At 45.4% G+C, this 19,217-nt stretch carries 18 protein-coding genes; 9 read left to right on the top strand and 9 right to left on the bottom strand.

Annotated features, from left to right (window positions below):
• Nucleotides 1-114 precede the first annotated feature (114 nt).
• Nucleotides 115-2,301 carry an ATP-binding protein gene (locus tag QUB06_RS05530; RefSeq protein ID WP_333434454.1) on the top strand — a complete coding sequence of 729 codons (2,187 nt, stop codon included), beginning with the start codon at nt 115-117 and terminating at the stop codon, nt 2,299-2,301.
• A gap of 276 nt (nt 2,302-2,577) precedes the next feature.
• Here the strand turns inward: QUB06_RS05530 and QUB06_RS05525 are convergent, their stop codons facing one another.
• On the bottom strand, nt 2,578-3,789 hold the full coding sequence (locus QUB06_RS05525) for an acetate kinase (RefSeq protein WP_333434453.1): 1,212 nt from the start codon (nt 3,787-3,789) through the stop codon (nt 2,578-2,580).
• Between the two features lie 228 nt (nt 3,790-4,017).
• Between QUB06_RS05525 and psaK the strand changes: the two genes are divergently transcribed.
• Entirely contained in the window at nt 4,018-4,278 is a 261-nt protein-coding gene (psaK, locus tag QUB06_RS05520) for a photosystem I reaction center subunit PsaK (protein WP_333285462.1), read from the top strand.
• 40 nt (nt 4,279-4,318) lie between these two features.
• Here the strand turns inward: psaK and QUB06_RS05515 are convergent, their stop codons facing one another.
• Genes QUB06_RS05515 through QUB06_RS05505 form a run of 3 tightly spaced genes read right to left on the bottom strand, consistent with a single transcriptional unit; the run spans nt 4,319 to nt 6,673 of the window.
• The gene (locus QUB06_RS05515) at nt 4,319-4,957 is read right to left on the bottom strand and encodes a histidine phosphatase family protein (RefSeq protein WP_333434452.1); all 639 of its coding nucleotides are present in this window, start codon (nt 4,955-4,957) and stop codon (nt 4,319-4,321) included.
• Nucleotides 4,958-4,989: 32 nt separating this feature from the next.
• Complete coding sequence (locus QUB06_RS05510) at nt 4,990-5,676, bottom strand: DUF3226 domain-containing protein (protein WP_333434451.1); 687 nt, start codon at nt 5,674-5,676, stop codon at nt 4,990-4,992.
• On the bottom strand, nt 5,669-6,673 hold the full coding sequence (locus QUB06_RS05505) for an AAA family ATPase (RefSeq protein ID WP_333434450.1): 1,005 nt from the start codon (nt 6,671-6,673) through the stop codon (nt 5,669-5,671). The genes QUB06_RS05510 and QUB06_RS05505 overlap by 8 nt, the downstream gene beginning before the upstream one ends.
• Between QUB06_RS05505 and QUB06_RS05500 the strand changes: the two genes are divergently transcribed.
• Together QUB06_RS05500 and QUB06_RS05495 are read left to right on the top strand one after the other, a co-directional pair.
• Nucleotides 6,672-7,001, top strand: coding sequence for a DUF433 domain-containing protein (locus QUB06_RS05500; RefSeq protein ID WP_333434449.1), 330 nt, complete (start codon nt 6,672-6,674; stop codon nt 6,999-7,001). The genes QUB06_RS05505 and QUB06_RS05500 overlap by 2 nt on opposite strands.
• Nucleotides 6,998-7,321, top strand: a complete 324-nt coding sequence (locus QUB06_RS05495; RefSeq protein ID WP_333434448.1) for a hypothetical protein — start codon at nt 6,998-7,000, stop codon at nt 7,319-7,321. The genes QUB06_RS05500 and QUB06_RS05495 overlap by 4 nt, the downstream gene beginning before the upstream one ends.
• A gap of 149 nt (nt 7,322-7,470) precedes the next feature.
• Here QUB06_RS05495 and QUB06_RS05490 read toward each other — a convergent pair whose 3' ends face one another.
• Entirely contained in the window at nt 7,471-9,945 is a 2,475-nt protein-coding gene (locus QUB06_RS05490; protein ID WP_333434447.1) for a phosphoketolase family protein, read from the bottom strand.
• 891 nt (nt 9,946-10,836) lie between these two features.
• On the opposite strand from QUB06_RS05490, the gene QUB06_RS05485 reads away from it, so the two are divergent.
• The gene (locus QUB06_RS05485) at nt 10,837-11,058 is read left to right on the top strand and encodes a DUF433 domain-containing protein (RefSeq protein WP_333434498.1); all 222 of its coding nucleotides are present in this window, start codon (nt 10,837-10,839) and stop codon (nt 11,056-11,058) included.
• On the top strand, nt 11,045-11,383 hold the full coding sequence (locus QUB06_RS05480) for a DUF5615 family PIN-like protein (protein WP_333434446.1): 339 nt from the start codon (nt 11,045-11,047) through the stop codon (nt 11,381-11,383). Before QUB06_RS05485 ends, QUB06_RS05480 begins: the two co-directional genes overlap by 14 nt.
• Before the next feature lie 136 nt (nt 11,384-11,519).
• On the opposite strand, the gene QUB06_RS05475 is transcribed toward QUB06_RS05480, so the two are convergent.
• Entirely contained in the window at nt 11,520-11,768 is a 249-nt protein-coding gene (locus QUB06_RS05475; RefSeq protein ID WP_333434445.1) for a hypothetical protein, read from the bottom strand.
• A gap of 630 nt (nt 11,769-12,398) precedes the next feature.
• Between QUB06_RS05475 and QUB06_RS05470 the strand changes: the two genes are divergently transcribed.
• The gene (locus tag QUB06_RS05470; RefSeq protein WP_333285489.1) at nt 12,399-12,758 is read left to right on the top strand and encodes a DUF433 domain-containing protein; all 360 of its coding nucleotides are present in this window, start codon (nt 12,399-12,401) and stop codon (nt 12,756-12,758) included.
• Between the two features lie 4 nt (nt 12,759-12,762).
• A complete protein-coding gene (locus QUB06_RS05465; RefSeq protein ID WP_333108475.1) occupies nt 12,763-13,110 on the top strand; it encodes a DUF5615 family PIN-like protein in 348 nt (115 codons plus the stop codon).
• Nucleotides 13,111-13,516: 406 nt separating this feature from the next.
• Here QUB06_RS05465 and QUB06_RS05460 read toward each other — a convergent pair whose 3' ends face one another.
• From QUB06_RS05460 to topA, 3 genes are all read right to left on the bottom strand, one after another.
• Nucleotides 13,517-14,473, bottom strand: coding sequence for an MrcB family domain-containing protein (locus tag QUB06_RS05460; protein ID WP_333434444.1), 957 nt, complete (start codon nt 14,471-14,473; stop codon nt 13,517-13,519).
• A 258-nt stretch (nt 14,474-14,731) separates the two neighbouring features.
• The gene (locus QUB06_RS05455) at nt 14,732-14,977 is read right to left on the bottom strand and encodes a hypothetical protein (protein ID WP_333434443.1); all 246 of its coding nucleotides are present in this window, start codon (nt 14,975-14,977) and stop codon (nt 14,732-14,734) included.
• Between the two features lie 191 nt (nt 14,978-15,168).
• Nucleotides 15,169-17,940 carry a type I DNA topoisomerase gene (gene topA, locus QUB06_RS05450; RefSeq protein WP_333434442.1) on the bottom strand — a complete coding sequence of 924 codons (2,772 nt, stop codon included), beginning with the start codon at nt 17,938-17,940 and terminating at the stop codon, nt 15,169-15,171.
• A 565-nt stretch (nt 17,941-18,505) separates the two neighbouring features.
• Here topA and QUB06_RS05445 point away from each other — a divergent pair.
• Entirely contained in the window at nt 18,506-19,177 is a 672-nt protein-coding gene (locus QUB06_RS05445; protein ID WP_333434441.1) for a hypothetical protein, read from the top strand.
• The last annotated feature ends 40 nt before the right edge of the window (nt 19,178-19,217 follow it).

Below are 19,217 nucleotides of genomic sequence, written 5' to 3'. Positions count from 1 at the left end.
TCCGGGAAAGGATAAAAAGTGTCAGATTTTTAATTAAAAAAGTAAATAGTGTGTGTATCTTCATGATCGAACTGTAGATAGTAGATCATACTAAAATAAAAGTAATTTCACATCATGAAGATACGTCACTTCGGCAAAACTCAGGCGATCCCATTGCAGCTCATACTGATGGTGCCATTTGTTTTGCAAATCTGTGGAGCGGTCGGTTTGGTGGGATATTTGTCGTTCAAAAATGGGCAAAAAGCGGTAAACGACCTGGCGGATCGGTTGATGGATCGAACCAGCAGTACGGTGAATCAACATCTGAATGCTTATTTATCTATTCCGCATCAAGTGATTCAGATTAACGCCGAGGCGATTCGGATGGGATTGCTGGATGTGCGCGATCGCCAAACCGTCGCTAAGTATTTCTGGCACCAAATGCAGGCCTATGACCTAAGCTTCATCGGCATTGGACTGACCACGGGTGAGGGAGTAGGAGCCGGACGCTACGACGGCAAAACCGTCGTGATTGATGATTGGAGTCCGAAACCGCCGAATAATGTCAGCAGTTACGCCACCGATAGCAAAGGCGATCGCACTCACGTCCTGACTATTTATGATTGGAACAACTTCCAAGAACCCTGGTACACCGAGCCCGTGAAAGCAGGTAAACCCATGTGGTCGCGGATCGTCACCATGAATTATCCCAATTATCCCTACATCGTTGCCTCCGCTGGTCGCCCCATCTATGACGCAAATAATCGCTTGCTAGGAATGGTTGGAGTCGATATCCATCTGTTGAAACTGAGCGATTTCTTACGGAATATAGATGTCAGTAGCTCAGGGCAGGTTTTCATCATGGAACGAAATGGGCTGTTGATCGCAAATTCTGCGAAAGAACAACCCTTTACCACCGTCAAAGACGAGATTCGGCGTTTGAAGGCGATCGACAGTGGCAATCCCATAGTGCAGGGAATTGCCAAACAAATCCAGCAACGCTTCAAAGGGTTTCAATCCATTTCTGGAAACACGGATCTCCGACTTGATTTTCAGGGAGAACTCTACTATGTGCAAGTCACTCCTTGGCGCGACCAATATGGATTGGATTGGTTAGTGGTGGTGAGTGTGCCCGAAAGCGAGTTCATGGCACAGATTGATGCCAACACTCGCACCACAATCTTGCTCTGCTTAGCAGCATTGGGGGTAGCTTGTGGGATGGGCGTTATTACCTCCAGTTGGATTGCGCGTCCGATTCTGCGACTGAATCGGGCGAGTGAGGCAATAACATCTGGCAACTTCGACCAAGCTGTAGAAGACAGCCGTATTCAAGAACTCAACGCCCTTGCCAACTCCTTTAACCACATGGCAACACAACTGCGCGAATCGTTTACCGCCTTAGAAAAAAGTAATGCAGAATTAGAAGACCGGGTGGAAGACCGCACCGTTGAACTCAAAAACGCCCTAAGTGAGTTGCAACGCACCCAATCACAGATAATTCAGAGCGAAAAAATGTCTAGTTTGGGGCAACTGGTTGCTGGAGTCGCCCACGAAATTAACAACCCGGTCAACTTCATTCACGGCAACCTCGTCCATACACAGGAATACGCCCAAGATTTGTTAGGGTTCGTGCAGCTTTATCAACAGCACTATCCTAACCCTGCTGACGAAATTCAAATAGCAGCCGAAGAAATCGACCTGGAGTTCTTGCAAGAAGACCTGCCCAAAATGCTGTCTTCGATGAAAATGGGTACCGATCGCATCCGCCAAATTGTCCTGTCGTTGCGGAACTTTTCGCGGATGGACGAAGCAGAGTTTAAACCAGTGGATATCCATGAGGGTATTAACAGCACCCTACTGATTTTGCAACACCGCCTCAAAGATAGACCGGAACGATCGTCTATTGAGGTGATTCAAAACTACGGTTCTCTACCCCTGGTGGAATGCTACGCCGGACAACTCAATCAGGTGTTTATGAATATTCTCACCAATGCGATCGATGCTCTCCTCGTAGCAAGACATTGCCAGGAAAACTCTCATCAACAGCCTACGATTACAATTTCTACAGAGGTGACTGACAGGAATTCTGTCATAATTAGAATTGCCGACAACGGGCCGGGGATGAGCACTGAGGTGCTGCACAAGATATTCGATCCATTTTTTACAACTAAGCCCGTGGGTTCGGGAACTGGTTTGGGATTGTCTATTTCTCACTCGATTGTTGTGAGTTCTCATGGCGGAAAATTGACTTGCGTTTCTGCACCCGGAGAGGGGAGCGAGTTTATTATTGAAATTCCGATCGCCCCCAGGCAAGTTTTGTAATCGGCGCCACCATCAACCCACAGCATTGCTGAATGAGTAATGATGTTTCAGGGAAAATGGAAGAATAAACGTCTCTACCTCTCTTTATCTGCGTAAATCCGCGTCCATCCATTGTCATCTGCGGTGAATACATTCTCTTTTTTTAACCGCAGATTAGGGCAGATAAACACAGATTAACGCAGATGAATTAGATATATTCCGGTTGCGCCGTTCGTGATTTTTGACCATTATGCGAAGCTGAGTGGGCATCGCTGTTGAAGGAATTCATAAAATAAATTAGTGATAAAGTTTCCAGCATTCTCGCGCAATTTCCCAATCCTCCTGCGTGTGAATTACCAAAATTCTTACGGCAGAATCCACTGCCGCAATATCTTGATCAAGTGGTGAATGTTGATTTTTATCCCCATCCAATTTTAACCCGATAAATCCAAAAGCTTCGCAAGCGGCAGCCCGTACAATAGCAGAATTTTCCCCAACTCCCGCCGTAAAAATTAAAGCATCCAACCCTCCTAAACTGGCCAGCATGGCACCAATTCCGGCACGCAAACGGTGGATGTAAATATCCAAAGCAAGTTGAGCTCTCTGATTACCTTGGGCGATCGCATCTCCAATCTGCCGCAGATCGCTAGACACCCCTGAAATCCCTTTTAAACCAGAATTTCGATTGAGAATACCATCAAGTTTCTCAGCAGTAAAATCGGATTGTTTTAACAGATGAATGATAATGCCTGGATCGATCGAACCCGATCGACTTCCCATCATCAAACCTTCCAGAGGCGTAAATCCCATCGTGGTGTCAACACTCCAGCCACCGCGAATGGCCGCCAGAGAACATCCGTTGCCCAAATGACAGCTAACTAACCGCAAATCTGCCACATCTTGACCCAGAATGTCGGCGGCCCGACGCGCGCAATATTGATGGCTAATCCCGTGAAAACCGTAACGGCGAATCCCATTTTCCAGCCATTCATAGGGGCCGGGATAAACAAAGGCTGCGGGCGGCAATTGTGCGTGAAAAGCTGTATCAAATACTGCTACTTGCGGCACATTTGGGAGAATTTTTTCAATCGCTTCGATACCTTCGAGGTTAACGGGATTGTGAACGGGGGCGAAAACAGATAAACGGGCGATCGCCTTTTTAACATCCGGCGAAATTAACGTACTTTGCTGATAATCTTGTCCGCCGTGTACGACGCGGTGGCCGACAATATCAATCTCTTTTAAATCATTAATTGTTTGAGTTCTTCCCCTCCAAAGACTCTGCAGCATTCGAGAAATAGCATCTTTGCGAGAGTCTGAGGCAAACTCCTCTTCAAGCCGATCGCCTTTTGCTGTTTTGACTGTCAACTCTGCTATACCCTGCTGGTGAGTCCAATCAATTTGAGCTGACCAGAGGGGTTGCAAAGGTCGATCGGGGAGGACATCGTTTAACTCGTAAAGACAGCTTTTTTGACTGCTAGAACCCGCATTTAACACCAGTATTTTCATGCTTTATTATTTCCTGTTGATTCGTTCTTTCGATCGCTAGGCGATTGCAATCGCATCTTGTCCAACTTTCATCCGCCTGCACAGACTAAGAAACCTTGAGATCCTGGGAAAATTTTTAAGAAATATGTCGAAAAATTAACTGTTAATGCAATGTGTAGCGAACAGTTGCATTTTTTTGATATATCTTCTATGCACATTTTCGTTTACTAAAGTTTAAGGAGTCGATCGATGTTTACACCAATTTTACTTGCCGTTGCCCCCAGAACCATAGAGTGGAGCCCCACGATCGGTTTGATTATGATTCTTTGCAATATTTTAGCTATTGCGATCGGCAAATCAACCATCCAAAAGCCTCACACAGGCCCAGCAATGCCCTCATCGAGTATGTTCGGCGGTTTGAGTTTGGGTGCAGTTGTGGGAACTATGGCCTTTGGTCATATTTTGGGAGCAGGTGCTATTTTAGGATTGTCTAACATAGGCGCGATTTAGTTGCAGAATGTAGGTGCGATCCCGCACCTTACCGGCAATTTCAAGTACCGGGCAAATTGCGGAGGTTTTCATCCATGTACGATCGATCGCCCAAAACCTCCAGCAGCGGCCCGTGCACCTCAAACTTGACAATACTGACAGAAGCTGCTAAAGCGGCAATGCGATCGCGATAACGTCCCAAATCAATCCCCAACAAACTGCACAGAATAATTCTAATAGTCGCTTTGTGCGAGACAACCAAAACATTACCGTTTTTGTACTTTTCCTCAATTTCTGCGATAACTAAGGAAGCTCTACTGGCAATTTGCACAGAAGTTTCGCCGCCGTTTGGTGCATTCCAAGCAGGTTCTGTCAGCCAGTTAATATAATCTTCTGCGTATTCTTTTTTGACTGATTCTACTGTTTTGCCTTCCCACTCACCGTACTTAATTTCCCTCAGTCCGTCGCGAAGCTGCATTTCAATTCCCACAGCATCGCACAAAGGTTTTGCAGTAGCAATAGTTCGTTTCATCGGACTGACATAAACAGCCTCCCAGGGCAATTTTGCGTAAGTAGCGGCAAACTGTTCTGCCATTTGAGAACCTTCGGGCGTTAATTCTGGATCGATAGCGCCGCAGAAACCGCCTGTTTGGCTGTAAGTCGTTTCACCGTGTCGTACAAAGTAGATTCTTAAGCTCATGAGTTAGTTAATTGTGTGTGAATTTTACTATATTAGCAAAAGAGTTTAAAAAACTCCTTCAAATCATCGAGAGCAGGATTATCCCAATCCCAAATATCTTTTTTGTGTTCCATAACATAATCAAACCCAGACATACTGCATTTTTTTCCAGCTTGCGTCTGTTCCTGATTTGAGCAAGTATCATACCTGAGATAGATGCTCACCCAGAATTTATCAAAACCTTTCTGGTTAATTTGCTGTCCCTGGCTTTCTATACAAGTTTTCCAGCTATTCAAACAATCAGCATGAGGTGATTCTCTAGCCTTTATTGCCTTTAAAAGCGTTTCCAGTTCGCCTATACCTCCAACATTTGTAAAGTAACAAGCCAATTTTGCAGTTGTTCCATTATCTCCCCAAATATCTATAAATTGTTTAGTGCTTGACAAAGTTTCTGATTCAAACACCTGTTGTATACATTCATTTACGAATTCCAGCCGCTCTGCCTCTGAATAGTTATCAATATCAATAATAATCCCAATTTTTTCTATATCTCTTTTTTGAAGGTCGGCTTCTAAAGCTTTTAAAGTAGTGATTAACTTTGTTTCGCTCAATCCTTCCAAACGTTCATAATCATCTATGTAAATAGGTTTTTCTACCTGGATCTCGCAGTTTAGTTGGGCAACCATTGCCTGCATAAAAATTGCATCATTTTTACTTTCTACTATGACAATATTACTCACCTCTCACTCCTTTTTGATGCTCTAGTGCGTAATTCAAAGTTTCTAAATCGCGCCGGATTCCGATTATTTGATCTGTTTTCGGTTTCTTTGCTAGCTCAAAATATGCACTGCTCAATTTCTGATTGGGTTCTAAACCAACATCCGCAAATGCTTGCAGCATCTCTAAACTGTGAGTGGCCGCAAAAATCTGGGTATCCAGTTCAACCGCTAACCGAAATAACATTCTCCAAAACTCCCGCTGGTTTGTATAATGTATGCCATTTTCTATCTCATCGATTAGCAAGATTTTGTATTCGCTGTTTACCAGTTTAAGGATAATTTCTGCCACTCTGTTAATGGCATCTCCAAACAATGATAAAGGCAAACGCTTTTCGCCTTTTCTTCTCAAGTAGAGCGTAGGTTCCCCAATCGTAAAACTCTCTACTGATTCGATTGTAGGGTCAATAATTTGAAAAGCTTTCAAAACTTCGCTATCTTTCTCATCCAAACGCGCTTTATCGTATGCTTGTGTGAGTTCTTTTCCCGAAATCCTGATCCAGGAGGGAATGATTGGTACTTCGTCAAGAGAACTGTAATAACGCATTAAACCTTGGGCAGAAACCTCTGTTAATGACCAAGTAGATTGGTCTTCGTTTCTCATGAACTCAAAATTTATCTTATATCTAACTGAATTAATTTCTACTTTAATTTCTAATCGCTCGGTGTTATTGTTGTCGTCTTTGCCAATAATTACTATAAATTTATTTTTTATTTGTGCATAAAATAAGTTATCCCAGGCTCTATTAGGCATGGCTTGTAGGGCTTCTGATGGCTCTCTTCTCAGCACTCTTAGCATTGCTAGAATGCTAGGGTCTGGAGCAAAATTGAGAAGAAGTGCTTCTAGCAAGGCTGTCTTGCCAGCATTGTTTTTACCGCCGATTAAATTGACTCTTTCAAACCCACAAATTTTGATTTGCTCAAAGCACCTAAAATTTTGAATTTCTATTTCTTTAAGCATGACCGCCTCTTTTGAATATACAAATCCTAAATCACCGTTGATTTATGGTAAGATTAATTCTATCTTAGTTGTTTTACTCGATCCGCAACAAGCAACGATCGCCATGCAGAATGTAGATCTATTTGAAGTCATTGAACGCGATCCAACCAAGGTGAGTGGTACATGGATATTTCGGGGAACGCGCGTACCGGTTGCCGCCTTTTTCGAGAACCTTAAAGATGGAGCATCTATTGACGAGTTTCTGGAATGGTTTCCGGGAGTAACTCGCGCCCAAGTTGAGGTGCTACTCGATCGCGCGCTAGCCTCGTTAACGCAGATGGTGGCATGAAGATATTGTTCGATCAAGGTACGCCAGTACCGTTGCGCCGATCGCTGCTGAGTCATACAGTAGATACTGCTTATGAACGTGGATGGTCAACATTAGCAAATGGCGATCTGCTCGACACAGCCGAACGCGATGGGTATAATCTGCTGGTAACAACCGATCGCAACTTGCGTTATCAACAAAACCTGACAAGCCGACAAATTGCTATTGTGGTTTTGCTGTCTACTTCTTGGCCTCGCATTCAAAGGCATCAAGACGATATTCGGAACGCGATCGACACTATTGTTCCGGGCGCATACCTAGAACTTGAGATTGCTTGCTGAAGCTTTATTTAACTGATGTCACTCCCTATGATTGTCAAACTGAGATGAAACCTCGATCTTGCCTAGGTTGTATACTCGCAAAATCGTTAATTTTCTCTGTGGTTGACAATCATAGGGATGAGTAGCTTGTGCTCTACAAGCGATCGCACCTAGCCCGGTGCACCCGATCGCACGGTTTGATCTCCTGTCGTTGTCGGATCTTTCGTTTCCTTCGGCGCTTCCGACGAAACCGGGCCCGCGTGCGGCCACTTCCAGTCGCGGACTTCCGGCATATCATCGCCGTGTTCGTTGATATAGTGCCTGTGTTCGATCAGCTTGTCACGGATAGCTTGTTTGCCGTAAGCTGCGACAGAACTCAGTTTCGGAACGCGATCGAGTACATCTGCAACTAAATGGAATCGATCGAGGTCATTAATCACCACCATATCAAACGGCGTCGTAGTCGTTCCCTCTTCCTTGTAACCCCGAACGTGAATATTCGAGTGATTTGTCCGGCGATAAGTCAAGCGGTGAATCAGCCAAGGATAGCCGTGAAAAGCAAAAATCACCGGCTTATCTTTCGTGAACAAAGTATCAAAATCCTTGTCAGACAAACCGTGGGGATGTTCGCTAGCAGGTTGCAGCGTCATCAAATCCACCACATTCACCACCCGTACTTTTAAATCGGGATAATCTCGGCGGAGAATGTCAACAGCAGCCAAAGTTTCCAGCGTCGGAACATCACCCGCGCAAGCCATCACCACATCCGGTTCGCCACCTTTATCGTTGCTGGCCCACTCCCAAATGCCGATGCCGGCGGTACAGTGTTTAATCGCAGAATCCATATCCAAATACTGCAATGCCGGCTGCTTCCCTGCAATAATCACGTTGACATAGTGGCGGCTGCGGAGACAGTGATCCGTTACAGACAGCAAAGTATTCGCATCCGGCGGCAAATAAATCCGCACAACCTCGGCTTTCTTGTTAATTACGTGGTCGATAAAACCCGGATCTTGGTGAGAAAAACCGTTGTGGTCTTGCCGCCAAACGTGAGAAGTTAGCAGGTAGTTGAGAGAGGCGATCGGTCGGCGCCAAGGAATGTGACGAGTAGTTTTCAACCACTTGGCGTGTTGGTTGAACATCGAATCGATGATGTGAATAAACGCCTCGTAGCAGGAGAAAAAGCCGTGGCGTCCCGTCAGCAAATAGCCTTCCAGCCATCCCTGACATAGATGTTCGCTGAGGACTTCCATCACCCGGCCGTCGGGGGAGATGTGGTCGTCTTCGGGCAAAATTTCTCCCGCCCACATCCGGTTCGTCAGTTCAAACACCGGATCGAGGCGGTTTGAGGCCGTCTCGTCGGGCCCGACAATGCGGAAATTGGCGTTTTCCTGATTTAGTTTCATCACGTCTCGCAGGAAGCGGCCGGAAACGCGGGTTGCTTCTGCCATTACAGTGCCCGGTTTTTGCACGTCAACGGCGTAGTCTTCAAATTTCGGCATTTTCAAGTCTCGCAGCAGCAGACCGCCGTTAGCGTGGGGATTTGCCCCCATGCGTCGAGCTCCCTTGGGTGCGAGTTCTGCTAATTCGGGAATTAACTTGCCGTTTTCGTCGAAGAGTTCTTCCGGCTTGTAGCTTTTCATCCAATCTTCCAGGAGTTGGACGTGTCCCGGCTTAGAAGCCATTTCCGAAAGTGGGACTTGGTGCGATCGCCAATAATCCTCTGTTTTCTTACCGTCAACTTCCTTCGGCCCCGTCCAGCCTTTGGGAGTTTTCATCACAATCATCGGCCACTGGGGACGGCCGGAATAGCCCTCTGTCCGGGCTTTTTCCTGAATCGCCTTAATTTCGCCGATCGCGGTATCGAGAGTTGCAGCCATCAACTGGTGCATGGTTTCCGGGTCTGAACCTTCCACCCAATAAGGTTTGTAGCCGTAACCGACCATTAAACTTTCCAATTCCTCCTGCGGAATGCGGGCCAACAGAGTTGGATTGGCAATTTTGTAGCCATTCAAGTGCAAAATCGGCAACACGGCCCCGTCGCGAACCGGGTTGAGAAACTTGTTAGAATGCCAGCTAGCAGCTAGCGGGCCGCTTTCGGCTTCCCCGTCGCCGACAACGGCCGCCACAATCAAATCGGGATTGTCGAAGACTGCCCCGTAAGCGTGCACCAGGGCGTAGCCGAGTTCGCCGCCTTCGTGAATCGAACCGGGGGTTTCCGGGGCGACGTGGCTGGGGATACCGCCGGGAAAGGAGAACTGTTTGAACAGCCGTTTGATACCCTCTTCATCTTCGGAAATGTTCGAGTAATATTCGGTATAAGTGCCTTCGAGATAGGTGTTGGCGACCAAGCCCGGCCCGCCGTGTCCGGGGCCTGCGATGTAGATGGCGTTGAGGTCTTGGGCTTTGATGATGCGGTTGAGGTGAACGTAGATGAAGTTTAAACCTGGAGTAGTGCCCCAATGTCCGAGGAGTCTCGGTTTGACGTGTTCGATTTTGAGGGGTTCTTTGAGTAGGGGGTTGTCGAGGAGATAGATTTGTCCGACGGATAGGTAGTTTGCCGCCCGCCAGTAGGCGTTCATTTTGTGTAGTTCTGAGTCGGAAAGCGGCTTTAATTGCGGGATATCGGTTGTTCCTAGCATCATCAGCGATTGACTCCTAAGTTGTGGTTGTTTTGTAAAGTGCGATCGAGAAGTGCGATCGATATTAATTTGTTATAGCAGACTTTTTGTATTTAACCTCCATGTCTTCCACGCAAACTATTGAATTCTAGCTCCTTTATGCCTAAATAAAAGTTTAAATCAATGTTAATTTCTGGCTAAACATCGCACAGTTCTGCTCGAAGAAAGACTACGATTTTCGGGGATCAAGGAATTCAGCAATAGAAAATAGGATTTACACCAGATTTTGCGTAGAGTGTGCATTGCGAACCGATCCGTATATGTTGCGAGTGGTGCGATATGTTGTGCAAGTCCCCAAAAAGATACTTCTCAAGGGAGAGGTCATAAGGATTTATAGGTGAAGTTAATTTTACTTTGTGCCTGCAGATGGCTGATACCAGTTATCAAAAAAAATCCCACTGTAGGCAATATCAAAAGCTTTAAGTCCTCAGTCATTCCCAATTCTTTAATCTCAAATATAAAATGGTATGAGTCGTTTTGGGTTAAAGTTTTTTAGGTTCGTTTAAGCTCCGGGTAAAAGGGGGAGCAATTTTTATAAGGAGAGAGATTTAGCCTGAAGTTAAAAAGATATAGTAATGCTATTTCATTTGTGAAAGGGCTTTTTTTTATGAACTGCAGAGGGCGCAGATGGCGCAGAGGAAGAGAGGAGAGAGAAAGGAATTGCGTATAATAGCAAATAGATATTATAGCAATCCTTGCAGGAGTCGTAAAAAGATGTAGGGGTAGTGCTAAGAGTGCCTACCCCGGCCTCATGGGGGCAACCACGGGGGGTTTGCCCCTACAAGGATTACACAAATGATTTAGGATTGCTATATCTAATTATTAACCCAAAATTTAGCTAACACCTGGCAATGAATTAGCCAAACTCCCGGTGTCTGTGGCGGTGATGCTTGTATGAGAAACACTCGCATTCCTGTTTGGGTACTGGAAAGTTTTCGTCGTTTGGGTATGAACGAGTCTCGACTTTTAAATAACTATCCCACACTAATAGCTACTGATTTAGCAAATGCCTGGGCTTATGCGGCAGCTTTTCCCGAGGAAATTGAAATAGCTATCCGCGAGAATGACGAGGATTGAAATGATGGCGCGTCTTTATGGTGACGAACAATTTCCCAGAGAGGTTGTAGAATTGCTGCGCCAGATGGGGGACAATATTCTGACAGTGCAAGCAGCCGGAAAGGATAACCCAAAAAATCCGGACGCAGAAGTGTTAGCTTTTACAGTCAGTGAAAATCGAGCTGTTTTAACTCAAAATTGCCGTTATTTTATCAGACTGCACAGCTTACAGTCTGACCCTGCTGGAATTATTGTCTGTAGGGGAGAGGATGATTTAACAAGAAGGGCTGGTAACATTAATCAAGCTATTTCCTCACTTGAAACATTAACAGGTCAAGTGATTTGAGTCGATCGCACTCTCGTCGCCATCTATATCTTAAGCGATCGCCACAAAGTAAACTCAAGCAATCTCAATCCGAAAATCACTGCATCGGTTTGATTGCTGGCTAGATGCCATCGCCGATATTTCCCGCTGAAAAAACCTAGGAGGCGACTAAAACAGGACACTGTGAAATCCGGCAAATATTGGACACAGTTGGCTGGTGGGAAACGACTCGCAGTTCGTGAGCATAGCGGGGACGCGGGTCATTTTCTAACCAGATGGGCGGTACCATCATCACTTCATAGTAAGCGATCTTATGCAAAACCCCGGGCTGGGATTTCAACTCCACTGTTAAGCCCGCTCGGTACTCAAATGCTTCTTCCCAGTCTAAGTTTTCATTGATACCCATAGCGATCGCGCCTCTTAATCTTGTTTCTTTTCTCAATTGTAGAGCGCTACATAAAAGATTGGGTACTTTCTGTTGCTTATGATACAATTTTTAACCTTATATGTTCGATCCATGACAATTTAACAGAGAGCAGCAATTGTCAATAAGTAAATAGGATGATTTTGCTGACGGGTGACAAGTAAGCAGAAAAGCTAGGCTTGACAAGAGTTGGAGTTGAGATGTCTCAAAAAAAATAAGGGCGATCGAACCGCAAAGACGCTGATGACACAAAGGAAGATAAGAGAATTTTAAGGACGGAAGTACAAACCTATTTTTGCAAACTTGGTTAATATTTTATAAGTCAGCCTTAATTTGGAACTGGTATAAACACATGATTATCTAGCCCCAAAACACTACATCTAGCCTTTCGATCTCTCATATGAGGTACTCATGGGCATAGGCCTCCGTGGCCTCCGTGGGCATATCTCACTTTTTTGAGAACCGCTATATTTTGTGCTTTGTCAAGCAAGCTATAATCAAAAAAATTATCAAAATTTTCACGCTCCCTCGATTGCAATCTAGAGTCAACTGATTCGGGCGATCGCACTATAATAGCAAATAGCTACATAATTCATAAATCCTAAAATTTCCATGACAATCAAAGAATTAGAAACACAACTTTTGGCATTAACGCCAACCGAGAAAGCTGAGGCAATCAGCATCTTAACCCAAAGCCTGAAAAACAGCGGCCGCCCGATTACAAAAACTCCCGGCGTGATGGGCGGTGATGCTTGTATTCACGAAACTCGCATTCCCGTTTGGTTGCTCGCCAGCTATCACAATGACGGCGCTACCGATGCTTTTATCCTAGACTGCTATCCCCATCTCAGTGCTGCTGATTTGGTAAATGTTTGGGCTTATGCTGAAGCTTATCCTGACGAAATTGAGGAAGCAATTAGACTGCAAGATGAGGCTGACGAAATATTAGATACACCTGAAAATATCAAATAAACCTATGGCGCGTCTCTACGCAGACGAACAATTTCCTCGGCAAGTCGTGCAAAACCTGCGGTCTTTGGGGCATGATGTCCTGACTGTTCAAGAAGCAGGAAATGCTGGACTACCTGATGAGGATGTATTAGCATTTGCCATCATTGAAAATCGGGCTGTTTTGACCGTCAACCGACGGGATTTCTTTCAACTGCACAAGCTGCAACCTGACCACTATGGTATTATTGCCTGCACGCGAGATGACGATATTGCTAGACTGACTGCTAATATTAATGATGCAATATCTACTGCTGAGACATTGACGAAAAAAGTGATTCGTGTCTATCGCTCAGGGCCGCCGTCCATATCTTAATTGAATTCAATAATAAGGAATTACCGAAGCCCTAAAATAACAAAGGCTCCTTAAGGAGCCTTCGCCAAAATATAAATTTTGGTATTCAGAACGTCTTTACCGGAATTCCTAGACCCTCGTGGGTAACGGGATGTCATGATTAAATCATGTCTGCTGCATCCATAGGTCTAATATAATTCATGGTTTGGATCTGTGTCAAGTTTTACTCAAGCAAAGTATTAAAATTTTCCAGTGTGGGCGATTTGCGGTATAGTACGCTTTCTAGTTCTGGATTGCCGCAGTTTTGTCGTGAAAGTCGATCGCGCATATCGCCTTTTTGGCGGCTGAGGAGATTTTAGACCAACGAGAGGTGAGGGATATGGGGTTTGGGCGGCGTTGGGGGCGCGAGATCAGCATATTTAGCATTTTACATCTTCAATATTTTCTTGAATTCCTCCAAAGTTGGCGTTGGCTTAATTCGATGGATCATGCGATGACAGTTGGAGCAAAGAACCGTAAAGTCTTGTATTGGATCTAATTTAATTTTCGCCTTGCTCAAGCTTGATATTGGAACAGTATGATGCGCCTCTATAAATTGCTTGCCTACTTCTCCATATCGAGCTTCAAAGTTGAAATCGCAAGCTTTGCATATATAACCTTGCAACTGCTTGACTTTTTTAGATAAACTTTGGTTTCTTTCAGTAACTCTATGTATTCTATATTTTGTCAAATCTTCAAACCAGTCGTCTTTTTTTGGCTCGGAGTTCTGAATATCATTTATTAAAAAAACTTTTTCAAAAAGAGTAAAGTAAATTTCTAGGAGTTTATTGAGGTCGTCAGTCAATACCTCATCATCAGGTATCTCATTTCTAGGGTAAAATTTGGATGCAATGTTACCTGCTTCATAAGCCTGCCCCAATCTTCTAGCGTCTTTTTTAGAAATGAAAGTTAGCTTTAAGTCTAGTGAATCAGAAAAATCTTTAATCGCTTCTTCTCCAAGGGTATCTCTAAAAAATATTGCTTGATTTCTCACCATATTTCTTGATCCAGGAAGCCCACACTCATCGCGTATATCTGCAATACCCTGATTTAAAGAAAGATAAACACCAGAGCCATCCACAGGGAAAAAGTAAACACAGTAAAATCCTGAAGTTACAGTCTCAGTGACTAATTTATTAAATATTGCAATCCAAGGAACTTTAGCCCAAGCACCGTTACCGGCCGAAGCTTTAATGCTGTACATATCGGGGAGATGTAAGAATGACTCTATAGATTTTGGGATCGTCTTTCTGAAATAGCTAGCAAATTGGTGTCCTGTAAAGCTATCTTTGCTAGCTTCTGGATACTCAAGAACTACTTTCTCCAGGCAATGTTTAAGCACCATATGATACGGCCTCAATATTGATAGTGAGATTGATTGGTTGGCCTCCAGAAGATCGAGGAATTATTAGGTCAAAGGACATGAACTCATTTGTATATTTTTCCATATATTCCCGAAATAGACTCCTGTTTTTTTACGAGAAAATTCCCTTATAATATGGTAGCGGATCGAGTAGGGTGCGTCCCCAGAGAAACTTTAATTACTGCATTCTCCATCGAAAGGGACGCACCCTACAAGCCACTAAATTTCTAGTAGCGCGGTTTACGGACATGAGGCTGCTATAACTTTAGCGTTAATTAAGGTAAAAATCCCATCTAGTTCTAGTAAGCTTGCTAATTCTACAACCTCTTCTGAAGTTAAAAGATTAGCCTTTTTTCTGTCGGCTAGTTCTTCTAATCTAGTTTGCAGGTTTTCCGTAAATTTGAATAAGTAAAGATTTCTGACTTTCTCAATCGAAATCTCACGATCGATCCAGTAGGAAGGTTGTACCATAAGTTCAGCTATCATGGTGATTCAATTACTCCAATTACTACATGGATAGTTTTGATTATATCATGAGAACGAAAGGATTACTTTAGAAAGAGCCGACCTACTTACGCACGGCGCGATCGAAGAAACCGGGTTTTTTACCGAATCTGTCTGCTAAAACAAATTATTGCAAAAAACCCGGTTTCTGACCGTACAGTGCGTAAATCCTGCTAACTTGACTTAGTTGTTTTCTTGGCTGTTGTGGCAGTCGCCGTCTTCTTAGCAGTGGTTTTCTTCGCCGCAGTCTCCGTCTTTTTAGCAGTGGTTTTCTTCGCCGCAGTTTCTGACTTCGCCGCAGTGGTTTTCTTCGCAGTAGTTGTTTTCTTCGCCGCAGTTTCCGATTTCGCCGCCGCAGTCTTGGTTGACTTCTTCGACTTGCTGCTAGATTTTCCGCCGCCCGCTGCTTCCTTCGCTGCTAACAAATCCAGTGCTTTTTGTAAGGTGAAATTCTCCACAGATTCATCCTTAGCCAAAGAAGCATTGATATCGCCGTGTTTCACGTAGGGCCCATAACGGCCGTCGTAAACATTGATAAGTTCTCCCGATTCTGGATGCGCGCCCAATTCCTTCAAAGGTTTAGCTGTTTTGCTGCTGCCGCGGGCGGCTTTCGGTTGCGATAACAATTCTAATGCCCGATCGAGCGTTATCGTCAAAACATCATCCGGCGGTTTGATCGATCGATAATCTTTCCCCACCTTACCCTGGTCATGCACCACATAAGGCCCGTACATCCCCAAATTAGCTTGCACCTTCGCCCCCGTCTCCGGGTGAGTGCCCAACAACCGGGGTAAAGTCAACAAACTCACCGCCATATCCAGCGTCACGCTATCCTTATCCGTCCCCTTCGGTAAAGAAGCCCGCTTCGGTTTCTTGTTCGTTTCCGAAACATCCCCTAACTGAACGTATGGCCCATAACTGCCAATCAGCACATAAATCGGTTCCCCGGTTTCCGGGTGAAGACCCAATTTTTCCGGGCCTTCCATTTTTTGCTTTAACAGAAACTCCACTTGTTCCGGGTCTAAATCTGCCGGCGTCAAATCTTGGGGAATCGATGCTTTTACCAGGCCTTCTTCGCCTTCCGATTCCAGGTATGCGCCGAATTTGCCGATGCAGACTTTAGCAGAAATATTCTCCAATACCACAGTTCGGGCAACTTTCGCATCAATCTGACTTTCCTGTTCTTTGACTTGGGTTGCGAGTCCGGTTTCCCCTGTATAAAACTTTTGCAAATACGGCAGCCATTTCGCCTCACCGGTGGCAATTTCATCGAGGGTTTGTTCCATTCGGGAAGTAAAACCCGTGTCTACTAAATCGGGAAAATGTGTTTCCAATAAAGTAGTGACGGCGAAAGCGGTGAATGTCGGAATTAGGGCGTTAGCTATTAATTTGGCGTATCCCCGATCGACAATTGTACCGATAATACTCGCATAGGTACTCGGACGGCCCACACCTTCGCTTTCTAGCATTTTGACCAGAGAAGCTTCCGTGTAGCGGGCGGGAGGTTGAGTTTCGTGCCCGATCGCCTCTAAATCCTTACAATTAGGTTTATCCCCCACCTTCAGCGCCGGCAAAATCACCTCTTGGTCTTCCAACGCCGCATTCGGATCGTCGGAACCTTCCACGTATGCCCGCAAAAAGCCTGGAAAATCAATGCGTTTGCCGCTGGAACGGAAACCGGCATCTTCTACCTGAGTTAATACAGTGACGTGAGTTTGGCGGGAATCGGCCATTTGAGAAGCCACAGTCCGCTTCCAAATCAAATCATAGAGGCGGAAATCAATGCCATCCAATCCGGTTTGCTGCGGAGTCCGAAAAGTGCTGCCGGCGGGACGAATAGCTTCGTGGGCTTCCTGGGCGCCTTTGCTTTTCGTGGTGTATTTGCGCGGTTGGGGGCTGAGGTATTCGCTGCCGTAAAGTTCTTGCACGCAACTGCGCGCCGCTTCTAAAGCCTGTTCGGACAAATGCACCGAATCCGTCCGCATATAGGTGATAAAACCGCGTTCGTAGAGACCTTGGGCAATTCGCATTGTTTCCCGCGCACCCAGCCGCAGCTTGCGGTTAGCTTCCTGCTGCAAAGTCGAGGTCGTAAACGGCGGCGACGGTTTGCGGGTGACTGGCCGTTCTTCGATATTGCCGACAGTCCAGGGTTTGTTTTGAATGCGTGAGAGTAAAGCCCGCGCCTGTTCTTCATTCAGCAAAAGTACGCGGCGGCCGGAGATAATTTGCCCGGTATTTTCATCAAAATCGCTGCCGTTTGCAACTTTCACATTGCCGACAGTCACGAGTTTGGCATCAAAGGAAATCTTGCCCTTTTCCAAAAGGGCTTTCAAATCCCAGTAACTACCTTGGCGGAAAGCGCGGCGTTCGCGTTCCCGGCGCACCAAAAGCCTGACTGCGACTGACTGCACTCTACCAGCGGACAAACCCCAAGCGATTTTTTTCCACAGTAGCGGGGAGAGTGTGTAACCGACGAGTCTGTCGAGAATTCGGCGAGTTTCTTGGGCTTGTACTACTCGATTGTCGATATCGCGACAGTGAGTCAAAGCATCGCGGATTGCTTCGCGGGTGATTTCGTGAAACACCATCCGCTTGATCGGAACTTTGGGTTTGAGGATTTGCAGCAAATGCCAGGAAATGCTTTCGCCTTCCCGGTCTTCGTCAGTGGCTAGAATCAGTTCTGTGGCGTCTTTGAGGGCGTCTTTGAGTTCTTTAACAATTTTCTTTTTATCTTTCGGGATGACGTAGAGGGGTTCAAAGTCTGCTTCCACGTTTACGCCCAGTTGCGCCCATTTTTCTCCTTTAACGGCTTCTGGTATTTCTTCGGCGGAGGATGGTAGGTCGCGGACATGGCCCATCGATGCCTCTACACGGTAGGTGGAGGGCAGGAAGTTGCGGATGGTGCGGGCTTTGGTAGGAGATTCGACGATGACTAAGGTTGACATGGCATCTTTTAAATATGGATGGCAGCGCAGCTAGAGGGTCTAAGTTAGAGAGTTTAGGTCAGATGTCAAGGTTTCTTTCAACTTTGGGCGATTATTTTCAAACTACCTTAATTTTTAACTTACTGCCGATCGGGTGGCAGGTGACAATGTGATGGGATTTTACTGCTTTGGGGGCAGAGGCTGCGAATCGCGTCTCTACAAGATGCACCGGATGATGACCTGACTCTAGCAGAATTGTCGCTAACTGGATGTTGAGACTGCTGGATGCGGGCGGATGGTTCCTCAATCTGGTTGTAACTTGAAGGCTGGGGCGATCGATTGCGCGATTTGAGATTTTAGATTTTAGATTTTAGATTGGGAAAGATTTACTGAGTAGAGGTTTGGGATTATCGATCGGGCGATTTGAGATTTTAGATTTGAGATTTTAGATTGGAAAAGATTTACTGAGTAGAGGTTTTGGACTTCGGCTCGCCACGCTGTGCAGCATCAGCGTGGCGAGCCGAAGGAAAGCCATCACAGAAGGTTAAAATTATTTGAGCGATCGATCGATTGTATGAACAATGCTATGACATTTGAATTCGACCATCTTTTCATCCTTACTGATATTGGTGCTTCGGAAGCTAATCGTTTATCATCCTTCGGTTTAGTTGAGGGTGCATCTCGCATTCATCGCGGACAAGGTACAGCCAATCGCTCTTTCTTTTTCCATAACGCAATGTTGGAATTGTTATGGATTCACGATCCAGAAGAGGCGAAGTCTGAACCAATTCATCTGACTCGTCTTTGGGAGCGATCGACAAATCGGAATAATGGTGCGTGTCCATTTGGCATCTGTTTGCGTCCCGCCAAAGGTTCTGAGGACACAGTTGCATTTTCTAGTTGGGCATATCGTCCACCTTATTTATCTGAAACGATGAGTATCGCAGTAGGAACAAATAGTGATGTTTTGACTGAGCCCATGCTTTTCCAAATTTCCTTTGGTAAACGTCCCGATCAATACTCGGCCCAGAAGTCACAGCCTTTGGATCATGGTGTTGGTTTCCGGGAAATTACTCGCGTAGAATTAGTCAGTCCTGCTGCCAATAATCCGTCACCAGAACTTCAAGCAGTGCTTGAGACAAATCAGCTAAAGTTACGGATAGGAAGCGAGTATTTTGTGGAGCTGGGTTTTGATGGAGAAGTGCAGGGACAACAGGTAGATTTTCGACCGGGATTGCCGCTTATTATCAGTTGGTAATCTAAAGCCGCCAGTTAACAAGGAGTTCTATAGAACCCAT

This window comes from Microcoleus sp. D2_18a_D3, from assembly GCF_036702455.1.
Lineage (GTDB): Bacteria > Cyanobacteriota > Cyanobacteriia > Cyanobacteriales > Microcoleaceae > Microcoleus.
The sequence above is the reverse complement of the archived record's forward strand: the minus strand, read 5'-3'. Positions and strand labels throughout refer to the sequence as shown.